This window comes from Streptosporangium jomthongense, assembly GCF_042650425.1.
Classification (GTDB): Bacteria; Actinomycetota; Actinomycetes; order Streptosporangiales; family Streptosporangiaceae; genus Streptosporangium.
In genome coordinates this window covers 47,574-64,235 of record NZ_JBHSBC010000023.1, presented here as the reverse complement: position 1 = coordinate 64,235, position 16,662 = coordinate 47,574, and the positions used below count along the sequence as shown (strand labels likewise).

Annotated in this window: 14 protein-coding genes; 12 read left to right on the top strand and 2 right to left on the bottom strand. The window is 69.4% G+C overall.

What is annotated here, in order from left to right; translation table 11 throughout:
• Positions 1–57: 57 nt before the first annotated feature.
• From ACFOYY_RS23735 to ACFOYY_RS23695, 9 genes are all read left to right on the top strand, one after another.
• Entirely contained in the window at positions 58–1,911 is a 1,854-nt protein-coding gene (locus ACFOYY_RS23735) for a 2-oxoacid:acceptor oxidoreductase subunit alpha (protein ID WP_352010829.1), read from the top strand.
• On the top strand, positions 1,904–2,950 hold the full coding sequence (locus ACFOYY_RS23730) for a 2-oxoacid:ferredoxin oxidoreductase subunit beta (protein ID WP_352010830.1): 1,047 nt from the start codon (positions 1,904–1,906) through the stop codon (positions 2,948–2,950). The genes ACFOYY_RS23735 and ACFOYY_RS23730 overlap by 8 nt, the downstream gene beginning before the upstream one ends.
• Before the next feature lie 292 nt (positions 2,951–3,242).
• Positions 3,243–4,205 (top strand): NAD-dependent epimerase/dehydratase family protein, encoded by a 963-nt coding sequence (locus ACFOYY_RS23725; protein WP_352010831.1) that lies wholly within the window; start codon positions 3,243–3,245, stop codon positions 4,203–4,205.
• Positions 4,206–4,298: 93 nt separating this feature from the next.
• A complete protein-coding gene (locus tag ACFOYY_RS23720) occupies positions 4,299–4,964 on the top strand; it encodes a polysaccharide deacetylase family protein (protein ID WP_352010832.1) in 666 nt (221 codons plus the stop codon).
• A 153-nt stretch (positions 4,965–5,117) separates the two neighbouring features.
• Positions 5,118–6,041, top strand: coding sequence for a glycosyltransferase family 2 protein (locus ACFOYY_RS23715; RefSeq protein WP_352010833.1), 924 nt, complete (start codon positions 5,118–5,120; stop codon positions 6,039–6,041).
• Positions 6,042–6,076: 35 nt separating this feature from the next.
• Positions 6,077–7,162, top strand: coding sequence for a GNAT family N-acetyltransferase (locus ACFOYY_RS23710; RefSeq protein ID WP_386192096.1), 1,086 nt, complete (start codon positions 6,077–6,079; stop codon positions 7,160–7,162).
• A 147-nt stretch (positions 7,163–7,309) separates the two neighbouring features.
• Positions 7,310–8,626, top strand: a complete 1,317-nt coding sequence (locus tag ACFOYY_RS23705; protein ID WP_362912610.1) for a nucleotide sugar dehydrogenase — start codon at positions 7,310–7,312, stop codon at positions 8,624–8,626.
• A complete protein-coding gene (locus ACFOYY_RS23700) occupies positions 8,616–9,794 on the top strand; it encodes a glycosyltransferase family 4 protein (RefSeq protein WP_386192093.1) in 1,179 nt (392 codons plus the stop codon). Before ACFOYY_RS23705 ends, ACFOYY_RS23700 begins: the two co-directional genes overlap by 11 nt.
• A 34-nt stretch (positions 9,795–9,828) precedes the next feature.
• Positions 9,829–10,608 (top strand): class I SAM-dependent methyltransferase, encoded by a 780-nt coding sequence (locus ACFOYY_RS23695; protein WP_386192090.1) that lies wholly within the window; start codon positions 9,829–9,831, stop codon positions 10,606–10,608.
• Positions 10,609–10,642: 34 nt separating this feature from the next.
• Here ACFOYY_RS23695 and ACFOYY_RS23690 read toward each other — a convergent pair whose 3' ends face one another.
• Positions 10,643–11,503 carry a glycosyltransferase gene (locus tag ACFOYY_RS23690; protein WP_352010838.1) on the bottom strand — a complete coding sequence of 287 codons (861 nt, stop codon included), beginning with the start codon at positions 11,501–11,503 and terminating at the stop codon, positions 10,643–10,645.
• 35 nt (positions 11,504–11,538) lie between these two features.
• Between ACFOYY_RS23690 and ACFOYY_RS23685 the strand changes: the two genes are divergently transcribed.
• From ACFOYY_RS23685 to ACFOYY_RS23675, 3 genes are all read left to right on the top strand, one after another.
• Positions 11,539–12,114, top strand: coding sequence for a dTDP-4-dehydrorhamnose 3,5-epimerase family protein (locus tag ACFOYY_RS23685; RefSeq protein WP_352010839.1), 576 nt, complete (start codon positions 11,539–11,541; stop codon positions 12,112–12,114).
• A gap of 2 nt (positions 12,115–12,116) precedes the next feature.
• Positions 12,117–13,010 carry a hypothetical protein gene (locus ACFOYY_RS23680; protein WP_352010840.1) on the top strand — a complete coding sequence of 298 codons (894 nt, stop codon included), beginning with the start codon at positions 12,117–12,119 and terminating at the stop codon, positions 13,008–13,010.
• A 273-nt stretch (positions 13,011–13,283) separates the two neighbouring features.
• The gene (locus tag ACFOYY_RS23675; protein WP_352010841.1) at positions 13,284–15,131 is read left to right on the top strand and encodes a DUF4082 domain-containing protein; all 1,848 of its coding nucleotides are present in this window, start codon (positions 13,284–13,286) and stop codon (positions 15,129–15,131) included.
• Between the two features lie 88 nt (positions 15,132–15,219).
• Here the strand turns inward: ACFOYY_RS23675 and ACFOYY_RS23670 are convergent, their stop codons facing one another.
• Complete coding sequence (locus tag ACFOYY_RS23670) at positions 15,220–16,662, bottom strand: O-antigen ligase family protein (protein WP_386192086.1); 1,443 nt, start codon at positions 16,660–16,662, stop codon at positions 15,220–15,222.

Below are 16,662 nucleotides of genomic sequence, written 5' to 3'. Positions count from 1 at the left end.
GGAACTGAGAACATGCCACCATCAACGGCGCCTTTTCGCGTCGAGGAGGACTGAGCTGTGACCAAGCAGGTTCAGCAACTCGATCGCGTCATCATCCGCTTCGCCGGTGACTCCGGCGACGGTATGCAGCTGACCGGTGATCGCTTCACATCGGGCACGGCGGAGTTCGGCAACGACCTGTCGACCCTCCCCAACTTCCCGGCGGAGATCCGCGCCCCCGCAGGCACCCTGCCGGGCGTTTCGAGCTTCCAGCTCCACTTCGCCGACCACGACATCCTCACCCCCGGTGACGCGCCGAACGTCCTGGTGGCGATGAACCCCGCCGCGCTGAAGGCCAACCTCGGCGACCTGCCGCGCGGGGCCGACATCATCGCCAACACCGACGAGTTCACCAAGCGCAACCTGCAGAAGGTCGGCTACGACGTCAGCCCCCTTGAGGACGACTCGCTCGCCGAGTGGCGGCTCCATCCGGTGCCGCTGACCTCGCTGACGGTCAAGGCGCTCGAAGGCTTCGACCTGTCCAAGAAGGACGCCGAGCGCTCCAAGAACATGTTCGCCCTCGGCCTGCTGAGCTGGCTCTACCACCGGCCGACCGAGACCACGATCAAGTTCCTTGAGACCAAGTTCGCCAAGCGGCCCGACATCGCCAAGGCCAACATCGCGGCCTTCCAGGCGGGCTGGAACTACGGCGAGACCACCGAGTCCTTCTCGGTCTCCTACGAGGTCAAGCCCGCCCAGCTGCCGCCGGGCGTCTACCGCAACATCTCCGGCAACCAGGCGCTCGCCTACGGCCTGATCGCCGCCTCGGTCCAGTCGAAGCTGCCGCTGTTCCTGGGGTCCTACCCGATCACCCCGGCCAGTGACATCCTGCACGAGCTGTCCAAGCACAAGCGCTTCGGCATCCGCACCTTCCAGGCGGAGGACGAGATCGCCGGTGTCGGCGCGGCGCTCGGGGCCTCGTTCGGCGGCGCCCTCGGCGTCACCACGACCTCCGGGCCGGGTGTCGCGCTCAAGGCCGAGACCGTCGGCCTGGCGGTGACCACCGAGCTGCCGCTGATCGTGGTCGACGTGCAGCGGGCCGGGCCGAGCACCGGAATGCCCACCAAGACCGAGCAGACCGACCTGCTGATGGCCATGTACGGCCGCAACGGCGAGTCACCGCTGCCGATCGTGGCGCCCGCGACCCCGTCCGACTGCTTCGACGCCGCGATCGAGGCGGCCCGCCTGGCGGTGAAGTACCGCACGCCGGTCATGCTGCTGTCCGACGGTTACCTGGCCAACGGCTCCGAGCCGTGGCGGGTGCCGGGCAGCGCCGAGCTGCCCGACATCTCCACCGAGTTCGCCGACGGCCCCAACGGCGAGGACGGCGTGACGTTCCTGCCGTTCAAGCGCGACCCGGAGACCCTGGCCCGTCCCTGGGCCATCCCGGGCACCGCGGGTCTCGAACACCGCATCGGCGGCATCGAGAAGGCCGACGGCACCGGCAACATCTCCTACGACCCCAACAACCACGACAAGATGGTCCGGCTCCGCCAGGCCAAGATCGACGGGATCGCCCAGGACATCCCGCCGCTCGACGTCGACGACCCCGACGGCGACGCCCGGGTGCTCGTTCTCGGCTGGGGCTCGACCTACGGGCCGATCGCGGCGGCCGTACGACGGATCAGGAGGGCGGGGGGCAAGGTCGCCCAGGCCCACCTGCGCCACCTCAACCCGCTGCCCGCCAACACCGGCGAGGTGCTGCGCGCCTACGACAAGGTGCTGCTTCCGGAGATCAACCTCGGCCAGCTCGCGCTGCTGCTGCGCGCCCGTTTCCTGGTCGACATCATCAGCTACAACCGCGTGCGCGGGCTTCCGTTCAAGGCCGAGGAGCTGGCCGGCGTGATCCAGGACGTGATCGACAGTGAGTGAGATCCAGAACGGCAGGGGCCTGTCCCTGGTGCCGAAGTCCGACGTCAAGCTGGGGATGAAGGACTTCAAGTCCGACCAGGAGGTCCGCTGGTGCCCGGGGTGCGGTGACTACGCCATCCTGGCCGCGGTCCAGTCCTTCGTTCCCGAGCTGGGCCTCAAGCGCGAGAACATGGTGTTCGTCTCGGGCATCGGCTGCTCGTCCCGGTTCCCGTACTACATGAACACCTACGGGTTCCACTCGATCCACGGGCGGGCCCCGGCGATCGCGACCGGCCTGGCCGCCTCCCGGCCCGACCTGTCGGTCTGGGTGATCACCGGTGACGGCGACGCGCTGTCCATCGGCGGCAACCACCTGATCCACGCGCTGCGCCGCAACGTCAACCTGAACATCCTGCTGTTCAACAACAGGATCTACGGTCTGACCAAGGGCCAGTACTCCCCGACCTCCGAGGTCGGCAAGATCACCAAGTCCACCCCGATGGGCTCGCTGGACAAGCCGTTCAACCCGATCTCGCTGGCTCTGGGCGCCGAGGCCTCCTTCGTGGCCAGGACCATCGACTCCGACAGGAAGCACCTGCACTCGGTGCTGCGCCAGGCCGCCGAGCACAGGGGCACCTCGCTGGTCGAGATCTACCAGAACTGCAACATCTTCAACGACGGGGCCTTCGACCAGCTCAAGGACCCCGACCAGCGTGACTCCATCACGCTGCGCCTTGAGCACGGCCAGCCGATCGTCTCGGCGACCAAGGCCGTACGGCGCAGGCCGGACGGCGGCATCGAGGTCGTCCCGCGCTCCGAGGCGAGCGAGGAGGAGATCCTCGTCCACGACGTCAGCCGGCCTGACCCGACGCTGGCCTTCGCCCTGTCCCGGCTGGACGAGCCCGCCTTCGAGCACGTCCCGATCGGCGTCTTCCGCAGCGTTGACCGTCCCTCCTACGACGAGCTGATGGCCGGCCAGCTGGCCGAGGCGACCGGCAAGGGCGGCCCCGGTGACCTGGACGACCTGCTGCTCGCGGGAGACACCTGGCGCATCGGCTGATCACGACGACCGACCCCGACTCCCGGGATCTCCCGGACGGGGCCGTACCGGAAAGCCCGGAAAGCCCGGAAAGCATGGCAACGGGGTCGCTCACCCGAGCGACCCCGTTTGCTTTTCCGGAAATCCAGGTTAGTTTCAGGTGAAGTTGATATCTTCCACATTCGCCTGTCAGGCGAGGTATGGGGACAAAGACCCACACACAACGTGTCACCGTGTTTCGGGAGACATACCCTATGTGGCAGGGTCTGACGGAAAGCATCCGACGAACTCGTCCCATGCGAGGAGAACGCCAATGCTCACGGTTCCGTTAGCCGGAGATCGCCTCACCTCCGGGCAGGAGGATTTCAGCCGGTACAGCGGATCACGCGTCCTGGTCACGGGTGCGAGCGGCTTCATCGGGACCCATCTGGTGCGGCGCCTGGGCGAGCTGGGCGCGCGGGTGCACGCCGTGAGCCGTACCCCGAGGCAGGACTCCGACGACCCGGCGACCTGGCACGTCGCCGACGTCGGGGACGCCGAGACGATCGGCGCCCTCATCGCCTCCCTGCGCCCCTCCGTCGTCTTCCACCTGGCCAGCGAGGTCACGGGCACCCGGGATCCCGGCGTCGTGCGCGCGATGCTGGACAGCAACCTGGCCAGCGTGGTCAACCTGCTGACGGCGGTCGCCGAGCACCACCCGGAGACCCGGACGGTGCTGGCCGGGTCGCTTGAGGAGCTCAGGCCGGAGGAGGGCGGCAAGGCTCCCTCCTCCCCCTACGCGGTCGCCAAGTGGGCGGCCAACGGCTACGCGAGGATGTTCCACCAGCTGTGGGACGTGCACGCGACCACCCTGCGCGTCGGAATGGTCTACGGCCCCGGGGACATGAACCACCACAGGCTGGTGCCGTACGTCACTCTCTCGCTGCTGCGGGGCGAGGAGCCGGCCATCGGCAGCGGGACGCGCCTGATCGACTGGGTCTACGTGGACGACGTCGTCGACGCCTTCCTTGCGGCGGGCAGGAGTCCGGGCTCCGCGGGCCTGAGCCTGGACGTGGGGACCGGGACGGCCACCTCCATCCGTGACACCGTCGAGGCGCTGGTGCGGATCACCGACAGCCCGCTGCGTCCCCGGTACGGCGCGCTCCCCGGCCGCCCGCTGGACGGCGCCAGGATCGCCGACATCGTCCCGACGACCGAGGTGCTCGGCTGGCGTCCCACCGTCGGCCTTGAGGAGGGACTGGAGCTGACCGTGGAGTGGTACGCGAAGCATCTGTAACGGTCCAACCGAAAATACGATATCCACCAAGACACCGGACATAAGTCAGCACCCTTCTACGATCAGGGTGCCGAATCAGAAACGAGGAAGTCGGTGCATTCGGTCGTCAATCTCACGGTGCACGGCATCGGTCCGACCGACCGTGAGCTCGACCCCGGCGAGGACCAGACCTGGGTCAGCGTCGAGCAGTTCGAACAGGTGCTCGACGCCGTGGTCGGCCGGGAGGACGTCCGCATCACCTTCGACGACGGCAACGCCTCGGATCTGGAGATCGGCCTGCCCCGCCTGCTCGAACGCGGCCTCACCGCGGAGTTCTTCGTGCTGGCGGGGCTGCTCGGCGAGCCGGGAAGGCTCGACGAGGCCGGGGTGCTGGAGCTGCAGGCCGCGGGCATGCGGATCGGTTCGCACGGCTGGGGGCACCGCGACTGGCGCAAGCTCGACGCCGAGCAGGCCGTCCAGGAGATCACCGAGGCCAACCGGTTCCTCGGCACGCTCACCGGACGGCCGGTCTCGCGGGTCGCGATCCCCTTCGGCTCCTACGACAGGCGCGTGCTCAGCAGGCTGCGGCAGGCGAACGTGACGCGCGCCTACACCAGCGACGGAGGCCGCGCCAGGCCCGCCTCCTGGCTCCAGGCCCGCAACAGCCTGCGCCACGACATCGACGCGACATGGGCTCCTCGTGTCCTGGACGGGACCCCCCCTTTGCCTGTTCGTGCGCGCCGCATAGCCTCTCGGACATACAAACGCGTTCGCGGCTGAACACGTCTGTAAAGGTCGTCTACTGACGATCTGAACGTGAGTGCGAAAAGGGGAATCCGGCTGCCAAAGTAGGCGCCGGGCCAGGTGCCGGACAGGCGGGAGCGTGATTTGGAACGTAGTAACGGCGTCACGCCGGTCGACGATGACCCGTGTATGACGCCTGGTCCCCCCCGGATCGCCATAGTGATCGTCACCTACAACAGCGCCCAGGTGATCGAAGGCTGTCTGCGGTCCCTCGGTGAGGGCGCGCGCGGCGTCAACCTCGTACACGTGATCGTGGCCGACAACAACTCCAAGGACGACTGCCTCAAGGTCGTCGGCGAGGTCACCGACCTTCCCGTCCAGGTCGTCCAGGTCGGAAGGAACGCCGGATACGCCGCGGCTATCAACGCGGGCGTCGAGGTCCTGGACGTCGCCACCCTCGACGCCGTCCTGGTGCTCAACCCCGACTGCAGGCTGCGCCCCGGCTCCCTGCTGCCGCTCGCGGAGTCGCTGCGGCGGCCGGGGCGCGGCATCGCCGCCCCGCTCCTGGTCAACCCGGACGGCAGCCTGCAGCCCTCGCTGCGCCGGATGCCCGCCGTCGGCAGGGCCGTGGTCGAGGCGGTGATCGGAGGCAACCTCGCGGGCCGGATCGGCACGCTGGGCGAGATGGTCACCCACCCGCGCGAGTACGCCAAGGCGGGCGAGGTGGCCTGGGCGACCGGTGCCGCCATGCTCATCTCGACCGACGTCATCAAGGAGATCGGCGCCTGGGACGAGTCGTTCCTGCTCTACAGCGAGGAGACCGAGTTCTCGCTGCGCGCCCGCGACCACGGCTGGATCACCTGGTACGAGCCCGCCTCGGTCGTCGAGCACATCGGCGGCGACTCCGCGATCAACCCGATGCTCGCCTCCCTGCTCATCGTGAACAAGGTGAAGCTCTTCCGCAGACGCAGGAGCACCCCCGCCTTCCTCGCCTACTACCTGGCGGTCGTCCTCGGCGAGGCGCTTCGCGCGCTCATGGGACGCCGCATCTCCAAGGCCTCGGTGGTGGCGCTCCTGCGCCCCTCACGCCGCGTCCACAAGCTCGCGGACTGACCCCGCCGCCTTCGAGAAGAGAGACCACGATGAGCATGCCCGCGAGCACGGAGCCCGCGCGGGTGCACGCCGTACGGACGGTCCGCCTCGACGCGCTCACCGCGCAGGAGCTGGAGACCTGGCACCGGCTGCGGGAGACCAACCCCGCCCTGGACAGTCCCTACTTCCACCCCGGCTTCGCGCAGGCCGTACACGCCAGCGGGCGGCAGGTGACGGTCGCCGTCGGCAGGGACGGGACGGGCACGGTCAGGGCGCTGCTGCCCCACCACCGTGAGCGGTCGCTGATCAGGCCCGCGGGCTGGCCCGCCGCCGACTTCCAGGGGCCCGTGCTCGCCCCCGGCACCGGTTTCCCGCCGCTCGGGCTGCTCACCGACGGGGTACGCGGCTTCGCCTTCGACCACCTCGTCGAGGACTGCGCGGACTTCGAGCCGTGGATCGAGTCCCGCAGGCCCTCGCCGTTCCTGGACGTCTCCGGCGGCCTCGACGGCTATCTGGGACGCGCCTCGCGCAGCGGCAAGGACAACATGGGCCAGGCCCGCCGCCGCGCCGCCAAGGCCGAGCGGACCCACGGCCCGGTGCGCTTCGTCGCCGACAGCACCGACCAGGACGTCCTGGAGCGGGTGATCGAGCTCAAACGCGCGCAGTACGCCGCGACCGGCGCCAAGGACTACTTCGCCGCGCCCGACCGGCACGAGCTGATGAGCGGGCTGCTGCGCACCCGGGGTACCTCCTTCGCGGGCGTGCTGTCCACGCTGCACGCGGGCCCGCACCTGCTCGCGGCGCACTTCGGCATCCGCTCGGGCTCGGTGCTGCACTGGTGGTTCCCTGTCTACGACCCCGACTTCGGCAACCTCGCCCCCGGCTGGATGCTGCTGCGTGAGCTCGCGATCGCCGCCCCGGCGATGGGAATCACGCGTATCGACCTCGGGCGAGGCGACGATGAGTACAAAAGGCGTGCCAAAACCGGCGAAACGCTGGTATGCCAAGGAATGGTGACACGTAGCTCGGCCCGGCAGACACTGCGGCGGGCGCGCGACTCCGTGGTCGAGACGGCGAAGTCGTCCGCTCTCGGCCCCGGCCTGCGAAAGATCGTCCACGGCCTCCGGAACCTGAACCGCTAGCCGCGCCGGGACCCTGACGATGAACCACCACACAGAACGCAACGACCACAAGGAATCATCCGGCCGTCGGGTGAGTCGGGCGAGGCTTGGCAAGACGCCCCCTGCCTCGCGCCCGGCCGCACATGACGCGATGGAGGCAGCGCACAAATGAGAATCAGCGTGTTCGGGCTCGGCTATGTGGGCTGCGTGTCCGCGGCCTGCCTCGCGGCCAGCGGGCACGAGGTGGTCGGCGTCGACGTCAACCCCGTGAAGGTCGACCTCATCTCCCGGGGCAACGCCCCGGTGGTCGAGGAGCGGATCGGCGAGCTGACCGCGGAGGTCGTGGCCAGTGGCGCGCTGCGGGCGACCACCGACGTGGCGGAGGCCGTCGGCGCGACCGACATCTCCCTGATCTGCGTCGGCACCCCCTCGGCCCAGAACGGCAGCCTGTCGACCGTCTACCTGGAGCGGGTCTCCGAGGAGATCGGCCAGGCCCTGACCGCCAAGGACGGGCGGCACACGATCGTCTTCCGCAGCACCATGCTGCCCGGCACCTGCACCGACCTGCTCATCCCGATCCTGGAGAAGGCCTCGGGCTACCGGGCGGGCGTCGACTTCGGCGTCGCGGTCAACCCGGAGTTCCTGCGCGAGGGCACGAGCGTGCGCGACTTCTTCGAGCCGCCGAAGACCGTCATCGGCGAGTTCGACGCCGCCAGCGGTGACGCGGTCGCCGCGCTGTACGAGGGGCTTCCCGGCGAGGTCTTCCGGGTGCCCGTCGCGGTGGCCGAGATGACCAAGTACGCCGACAACGCCTTCCACGGTCTGAAGATCAGCTTCGCCAACGAGATCGGGGCGATCTGCCAGGCGCTGGGCCTCGACTCGCACCGGGTCATGGACGTCTTCCTCGCCGACCGCAAGCTCAACGTCAGCACAGCCTACCTGCGCCCCGGCTTCGCCTTCGGCGGCTCCTGCCTGCCCAAGGACCTGCGCGGCCTGGTCTACGCGGCCAGGCGGGCCGACGTCTCGGTGCCGCTGCTGTCGCACGTGCTGCCCTCCAACGAGGACCACCTCAGGCGCGCCTTCGACCTGGTGACCGCCGCGGGCAGCCGCAAGGTCGGGCTGTTCGGGCTGTCCTTCAAGCCCGGTACGGACGACCTGCGGGAGAGCCCGCTGGTCGAGCTGGCCGAACGGCTCCTCGGCAAGGGCTACGACCTGCGCATCTACGACGCCAACGTCACCCTGTCGCGGCTCATGGGCGCCAACAGGGAGTACATCGACGGCAGGCTCCCGCACCTGGGCGACCTGCTGACCAACTCCGTCGAGGAGGTGCTCGCGCACGCCGACGTCTGCGTCGTCGGCTGCAAGGACCCCGCGGTGCTGAGCGCGCTCGACAACGCGGGAGACCGCACGATCATCGACCTCGTCCGCCTTCCCGACGCGGAGACGCGCCGGGCGCACCCTGGATACGTTGGCCTTGGCTGGTAAAGCACTCATCCTCGTCGAGAACCTCTCCGTCCCGTTCGACAGGCGGGTGTGGCAGGAGAGCACCACGCTGCGCGACGCCGGGTGGGACGTGCACGTCATCTGCCCGCAGGGCACCAAACGCGACACCGAACCGTACGCCGAGATCGACGGGGTGAAGATCCACCGCTACCCGCTGAAGGCGGCGACCGGCGGCCCCCTCGGCTACGTCCAGGAGTACGGCTCGGCGCTGTGGCACACCTTCCGGCTGGCCAGGCGGGTCGGCCGGGTGGACGTGGTGCACGCCTGCAACCCGCCCGACCTGCTCTACCTCGTCGCCAAGCGGCTCAAGCGGCAGGGCGCGCGGTTCGTCTTCGACCAGCACGACCTGGTGCCCGAGCTGTACCTGTCCCGCTTCGACCGGGGTGAGGACTTCCTCTACCGGGCGGTGTGCAGGCTCGAACGGCTCACCTACCGGACCGCCGACGTGGTGATCGCCACCAACGAGAGCTACCGCGACGTGGCGGTCAGCCGGGGCGGCAAGCGGCCGGAGAAGGTGTTCGTGGTGCGCAGCGCGCCCGCGGTCGAGCGCTTCCGCCAGGTCCCCGTCGAGGAGGGCCTCAGGAAGGGCAAGCCGTACATGCTGTGCTACCTGGGGGTCATGGGGCCGCAGGACGGCGTCGACTACGCGCTGCGGGCGCTGGCCAAGCTCCGCGACGAGGTCGGCCGTAAGGACTGGCACGCGGTCTTCCTCGGCGGCGGCGACACCTTCGACGAGATGGTCGCGCTCTCCCACCGGCTCGGCCTGTCCGACCAGGTGGAGTTCACCGGGCGGATCTCCGACGAGGACCTGCTGCGCTACCTGTCGGCGGCGGACGTGTGCCTGGCCCCCGACCCGCTCAACCCGCTCAACGACGTGTCCACCATGAACAAGATCATGGAGTACATGGCGATGTCCCGCCCGATCGTCTCCTTCGACCTGAAGGAGGCCAGGGTCTCCGCCGGGGAGGCCGCGCTCTACGCCCCGGCCAACGACGAGTCGGAGTTCGCCAAGCTCGTCGCGCACCTGCTCGACGACCCCGCCGAGCGCAGGCGGATGGGCGAGATCGGCAGGGCCCGTGTCGCGGGCCCGCTGTCCTGGGAGCAGTCCTCCAAGGCGCTCCTGGCCGCCTACGAGGCCGCCGTCTCCTGACGCCGGGAAAGACAACGAGAGAGGAGCGCCCCCGATGAGCGGGCTTCTGCTGAGCGTCACCACCGGTGAACTGGCCTCCTTCGTGGAGGCCGCAACCGAGGCCACCGTCGAGGTCACGGCCGGGGCCGGCGCCCTCCTCGGCGGGGTCGCCGGTGGGTTCAGACGCCACTACCGGTCGCTGCGCAGCGGCGCCGTACGGCTGCTGTTCGAGCGCCGGTACGGCGTGCGGACCTCCGACGTCGTGAGCCTGGAGAAGTTCGGGCTCGCGCACGAGGAACGGGTCTACTACTCGGCCGCGAACTGGCAGACCCTGCGCCGCACGCTCCCCCGCGACGCCGTCGGCCCGGACGACGTGTTCGTCGACCTCGGCTCCGGCATGGGACGCATGGTGCTTGAGGCGGCCTGGCGCTACCCCTTCAGGAAGGTGATCGGGGTCGAGCTGTCCGCCGAGCTGAGCGAGATCGCCAGGCAGAACGTCGCGGGCACCCGGCTACGCCTGCGCTGCGCGGACGTCGAGCTGGTCAACTCCGACGTGCTCGACTACGAGATCCCCCGGGACGTCACGGTCGTCTTCCTCAACAACCCCTTCAGGGGCGAGACCTTCGCGACCGTGATGCGCAGGCTGATCGCCAGCGTGGACGACAACCCGCGCGAGGTCACGGTGATCTACTTCAACCCCACGGAGGACGAGTTCCTGATGAGCACCGGGCGCTTCCGGCACCTCAGGACCGTCAACCGGGGACGCCGGGACAAGCAGGAAGGGCCTTTCGGCACGATCAGGATATACACCATCACCGAGCGTGCCGGTGCCTGACAGGCCGCGCCGTACGGCGGGGCGGCCCGTCAGGCTACCCCGCCTCGGAGCGGCTGCCGGTGTCGGTGCCCCACTGCACCTGGCCGCCCCGCGAGGTGCGCGCCCTGGTCATGGCACGGTCCATCACCAGGACCGCGAGGTAGCAGCCCGCGTCGAGCGGGCTCACCTTCCCCCCGGTCAGCAACGCCCCCAGGGAGCCCAGGCGCAGGCGTCCCTCGGGGGCGGAACGGCCGAGTGCGGCGAGCTGGCGGTTGCCCAGGCGTACCCGCACCCGCCGCTTCAGGTGCGCGGACACGGTCCTGGCCGGGCGCACGAGCGACCTGGCCTGCGGCACGACGACCCGCTCGTGGACCGCGAAGCTGCCGTGTGCCCAGCCGTCGTCGGACAGCACGTCCGGGATGGGGAAGACCTTGGCGTGTCCCTCCTCGGTGAGCACGTAGACGCCGACCCCGGCCAGCGCCCTGAACGGGGCCACCAGCTCGTTGTGAACCTTGTGCATGCGCCTGGCCACCCAGCTCACCCCCGTCATGTCCCACACCGGGACGGGGGCGCAGGCCAGCACGCCGGGACGGTCGAGGGCGGCGACGAGCGCGCGCACGGAGCCGGAGTCGAGTTCCACGTCGGCGTCCAGGTAGATCCTGGGGAAGGTCGCGCAGAGCTCGTCTCCGAGGCGCAGCGCGTTGGCCTTGCCGGGGACCGGGGTCTCGACGACACGCACGCCGGGCCGTACGGCCACCTCGGCGGTGCGGTCGGAGCAGGCGTTGGCCACCACGATCACGTCGAACTCGCCGGGTTCGGTGCCCGCGAGCAGCCGGTCGAGGTTGCCCGCGAGGACGGCCTCCTCGTTGTGGGCCGGGACCACGATGCTCACGATCGGCCTGGTGACGTCGTTCACCGGCCCGCCTTCCGCCTCTCGAAGGGATTCACAGCATGAGAGTAGAACGAACCGCCATCGACGGGGTGTTGTTGTTCATTCCGACGCCACACCGTGACGACCGGGGGCTGTTCACCAGGACGTTCGACAACGCCGTGGCCGAGAAGGCCGGACTCGACCCGGCCCGCTTCGTGCAGGACAGCCAGTCCCGCTCACGGCAGGGGACGATCCGCGGGATGCACGGCCGTTCCGGGCGGGGAGAGGCGAAGCTGGTGCGCTGCGCCCGCGGCGCCGTACAGGACGTGCTGGTCGACGCCCGGCCCGGTTCGCCGACCTTCGGCGAGCAGGTCTCGGTGCTGCTCGACGACGAGACGTTCGTCACCCTGTACGTGCCGCCGGGCATGCTGCACGGTTTCCAGGCGCTGACCGAGCAGACGGACGTCTGCTACCGCATCGACAGGGAGCACGACCCCGCCGAGGACCTCTCCGTCCGCTACGACGACCCCGACCTGGGCATTCGCTGGCCGCTTCCGGTCTCATCGATCAGCGGGAGAGACCTTTCCGCCGGTTCGTGGGCACAATTGCAGAGGCGGCTCATCGGCCCTGACGTTGCCCCTACCGCGACGGAGTGAAGATGCGACGGCTCGTCCCGCTCGGTGTCCTGTCGGCGGCCGCGCTGGCCCTGGTGACGGCGTGCAGCACGTCGGGGGACACCCCGGGAGCCGCCTCGCCGACTCCCAGCGACCTCTCCCGCCCCGTGGCCCGCTGCCCCGGCCATCCCACCCCCGCCTGCACCGGTGTGCCGCCGGGCACCAAGCTGGAGAAGCTGACGCTGACCGAGCCCGGCGCCTACCGCGTCACCGAGCCCGGGAGCGTGCTCGACGGCGTGCACATCACCGCCGACCTGCTGGTGGCCGCCAACAACGTGACGATCAGGAACAGCCGGATCGACGGGCTGGTCATCAACGCGATCGGCCCGAAGACCTTCAGATACACCATCGTCGACTCGACCGTCGGCCCGGAGACCGGCTGCCAGTCGCTGCCCGGCGTCGGCCAGGACAAGTACACCGCCCTGCGGCTGCACGTCCGCAACCACGGCGACGGCTTCCGGGTCGGAGGCGACGACGTCGTCATCCGCGACTCCTTCGTACGGCTCTGCTCCAACCCCGACGACCACTCCGACGGCATCCAGACCTACGGCGGAGGCAAGGGCCTGGTCTTCAGCCACAACACCGTCGACCAGCGGGGCGTCAAGGACATCACGGCGCCGATCTTCCTGACCGACCCGAAGATCGTCGACGCGGTGGTCACCGACAACCTCGTCATGGGCGGCACCTACAGCATCCAGCTGCGTAACGGACGGGGCAGGCTCGTGATGCGGGGCAACAAACTCGTCGACGGGTCATGGGTCTACGGGCCGGTCGACTCCGAGTGCGAGAAAATCGACTGGGCGGACAACACGCTGGTCACGATCGACTCCGAGTACCGCGTCACCTCGACCGTCGGCCCGCTGAAGTGCGTGGGGTGACCGTTTTCGATCTTCATTTTCGGTCCCTGCCGTATACACGAAAAATTTGATCTTCGCATCGCCATCAGACCGATATGTCATAACACTTACGGATAATCATCTGAAAATGATGCGTATCTCTGGCCTCTGTCGTAACAATGTCCTCTGCACGAGGACCAAGCAGACATGTCGTCGAGCCGACCTCAGGTCGGTGCGGAGGTCAGAGAGATGGCCAGTACACACCCCCCTCGCCGGGGTGGGGAACCCCAGCACGGCTTATCCCCTCGCAAACGGATGCGTCCCGGCCTGGTGGCGGCCCTGGTCGTCGCCCTGGTGGGGGTGACCGTTCCGGTCGCCTGGGTCGTCACCCACAACGACGAGGTCACCGTCACGCCCGCGGCGGCGGCCGGGCCCGCCGCCTCCGAGGAGCCGGAACAGCCTCAGGAGACCAGTCTCTGGTCGTCGGAGGAGACGGTGAAGGCGCCCACGCACACCGACCGCTCCCCTGTCGAGCTCGGCACCCGCTTCACCGCCGCCAAGAGCGGCTCGGTGACCGGCGTCCGCTTCTACAAGGCCTCCGGCGAGAAGGGACGGCACACCGGCAGCCTCTGGGACTCCCGGGGCCGCCGCCTCGCCCAGGTCACCTTCCCCAAGGAGACCGCCTCAGGCTGGCAGGAGGCCCGGTTCGCCTCCCCGGTGCAGTTGCGGGCCGGCCAGGTCTACACCGTCTCCTACCACAGCACCAACGGCACCTACGTCGGCTCCCAGGCGACGGGACCGGCCACTTCCGGCCCGCTCAGCACGACGTCGCGCAACGCCGGGGTGTTCGGGTACGGCACCAGCGCCTTCCCCAAACGGTCCAACCCCAAGGGCTACAACTACTGGGTCGACGTCGTCTTCCGCTGGCACGAGCGGCACCGCAGGCCGACCACCCCGAAGCCCACCTCCACCCGCTGGCCGTCCTCCTCCCCCACGTGGACGCACTGGCCGACCAGCAGTCCCACGGACCTGCCGACGGGCCTGCCCACGGATCTCCCGACGGACCTTCCGACGGGCCTGCCCACGCACAAGCCGACGCCGACCGTGACCTTCACCCGGACGCCCACGCACCGGCCGACCCCGACGCCCACGTGGACCCGCTGGCCGACCTCGGAACCCACCGACGAGCCCACCGAAGAGCCCACCTCGACGCCCACCCGGAGCAACACCCCCACCCCGACCAGGACCAGGACGGCTGAGCCGACCCCGACCAAGTCCCCCACCGGGACCCCGGAACCGACGCGCTCCCCGAAGCCGACGGACTCCCCCGAACCGACGGACTCCCCCGAACCGACGCACTCCCCCGAGCCGACCAGGCCCCAGGAGCCGGGCGACCGTAGCTGCGACGGCCACCCCACCCCCGACTGCACCGGTGTCCCGCCCGGCACGAGGCTGACGACCAAGAGCCTGAACGACGGGCACAGCTACCGGGTCACCACGGCGGGGGCCGTGCTCGACAGCGTGCGCATCCCCGGCGACCTGGTGATCACCGCCAACAACGTGACGGTCAGGAACAGCCAGATCGACGGGAGGGTCATCAACGAGTACGGCCCGAACACCTACAGCTTCAAGATCTTCGACTCGACCGTCGGTCTTGAGAACAAGTGCCAGAGCCTGCCCGGCGTCGGGGAGAGCAAGTTCGCCGCCGAGCGGGTGCTCGTCAGGAACCACGGCGACGGCTTCCGGGTCGGGGGCGACAGCGTCAGCATCCGCGACTCCTTCATCGACCTGTGCTCCAACCCCGACGACCACTCCGACGGCATCCAGACCTACGGCGGAGGCAAGGGCCTGGTCTTCGACCACAACACCATCGACCAGCGGGGCGTCAAGGACATCACGGCGCCGATCTTCCTGACCGACCCGAAGATCGTCGACGCGGTGGTCACCGACAACCTCGTCATGGGCGGCACCTACAGCATCCAGCTGAAGAACGGGCGCGGCACGCTGATCGTGCAGGGCAACCAGATCGTCGACGACAGCTGGCAGTACGGCCCGGTCGAGGCCGACTGCGACAGGATCAGGTGGAAGGACAACTCGGTCGTGACGATCGACAGGAACTACAACGTCACCTCCATCGTCAGACCGCTGCAGTGCGAGGGCTGACACTCCTTCATCCGGCGTGAGAACGGGGCGGGCGCGCACGCGTCCGCCCCGTCGTCGTGTCAGACCTCCGGGCGCCCTCTCCCGGGGCTCAGCCCTGCGCCGCCGAGCGCCCCGACCGGCCGAACAGGCGCCGCATCCCCAGCTGCGCGGCCTCCCGCCAGGTGAGGCGGTGCGTGCGGGGCCGTGGTACGGCGGTGCTCACCGTGGCGCGCAGCAACGCGCCCGTCGCGCCGATCAGCACGAAGGACAGGCCGGTCACCGTGGCGAAGGACATCAGGTCGAAGGTCGCGGCCCCGATCAGCGGGACCACCAGGCAGGAGGCCAGGGTCAGCGCGAGGTCCCTGACCGCGGGGTCGGTGCTGAGGTGGCGGGCCCTGAGCGCCGAGTAGATGCCGCACACGAACATCGCCACGACCGCCCCGATGCCGAGCAGTCCCGTCTCGACCGCGGACAACAGGTACTGGTTGTCGAAGACCTGGTGCTTGGGGGCGTACCAGGTGCCCATCCCCCGGCCCAGCCACAGGTGCTTGGCCAGTTCGTAGGCGGCCACGTCGTAGTCGTGCGTGCGGTACTGGATGCTGTCGTCGCTGCCCGCGTTGGCGAACAGGTTGTAGAAGGTGTTGATGAGGCCAGGGACCGCGATCCGCATGCCGACCAGGAACACCAGCGCGACCAGCACCGCCTGGACACGCCGCCTGGCGGGCCAGCCGAGGAACAGCACGAAGGCGACGCCCGCCAGGCTCAGCACCGCCGAACGGGAGACCGAGAACATCAGGCCGAGCGCGATCAGGCCCGCGCACGCCCACCAGCGCAGGGCGGGCTGGGCGAGCTGACGGGCCTTGAAGCCGTAGTGAGCGGCCAGCGGCAGCACCATCGCGCAGATGACGCCGAACTCGATGGGGTGGCCGGTGGTCGCGGCCACCCGGCGGAACTCGGACCTGGCGATGATGGAGGCGTCCTCCGAGGTGTACCGCAGGCCGGGCAGCGCGAGATAGCGGGTGAGGTCGAACTCGATCAGGAACTGCAGGGCGCCGACCAGCGCGACGGCGGCGCCGGTCACCACGACGGTCTTCAGCACGAAGTCCAGGCGGTCGGCGCCCCGGACCCCGTCGCACACCATCAGCCCGATCCCGGCGTTGGCCACCAGCAGGATCAGCGCGTGGTCGGCGAGGTTGAGCTCGTCGGAGGGCAGGTAGCCGTACGTGGAGTAGCCGAACGTGGCGATCATCGCGGTCAGGAAGACGAACAGCGCGGTGCGCACGGGGGTTCGTCCCTTGGCCATCCCCAGCGTGGTGGTGAAGTGCGCGAACATCCAGCAGAAGACGGCCAGCAGGGCCATGAAGTTGGCCGGGGTGAGCGAGAGCGGGATGCCGCGGAACACCAGGCGGGCCGGGATGATCGTCAGGGAGACGACGAAGAAGCTGACGAGGGTCGCGCCGTCGGCGTGCCTGGGCAGCGGCGGGGCGAGGTCACGGGAGACGGCTCGCGCGCTTGCGGTGGAGCCTCTGGTGGAGGTCGGGGAGGACGCCAC

Coding starts and splice junctions, on each gene's coding strand:
- ACFOYY_RS23715 (WP_352010833.1), top strand. CDS start 5,118: ATGACGCCTGGTCCCCCCCGGATCGCCATAGTGATCGTCACCTACAAC.
- ACFOYY_RS23695 (WP_386192090.1), top strand. CDS start 9,829: ATGAGCGGGCTTCTGCTGAGCGTCACCACCGGTGAACTGGCCTCCTTC.
- ACFOYY_RS23675 (WP_352010841.1), top strand. CDS start 13,284: ATGCGTCCCGGCCTGGTGGCGGCCCTGGTCGTCGCCCTGGTGGGGGTG.
- ACFOYY_RS23685 (WP_352010839.1), top strand. CDS start 11,539: ATGAGAGTAGAACGAACCGCCATCGACGGGGTGTTGTTGTTCATTCCG.
- ACFOYY_RS23725 (WP_352010831.1), top strand. CDS start 3,243: ATGCTCACGGTTCCGTTAGCCGGAGATCGCCTCACCTCCGGGCAGGAG.
- ACFOYY_RS23705 (WP_362912610.1), top strand. CDS start 7,310: ATGAGAATCAGCGTGTTCGGGCTCGGCTATGTGGGCTGCGTGTCCGCG.
- ACFOYY_RS23680 (WP_352010840.1), top strand. CDS start 12,117: ATGCGACGGCTCGTCCCGCTCGGTGTCCTGTCGGCGGCCGCGCTGGCC.
- ACFOYY_RS23710 (WP_386192096.1), top strand. CDS start 6,077: ATGCCCGCGAGCACGGAGCCCGCGCGGGTGCACGCCGTACGGACGGTC.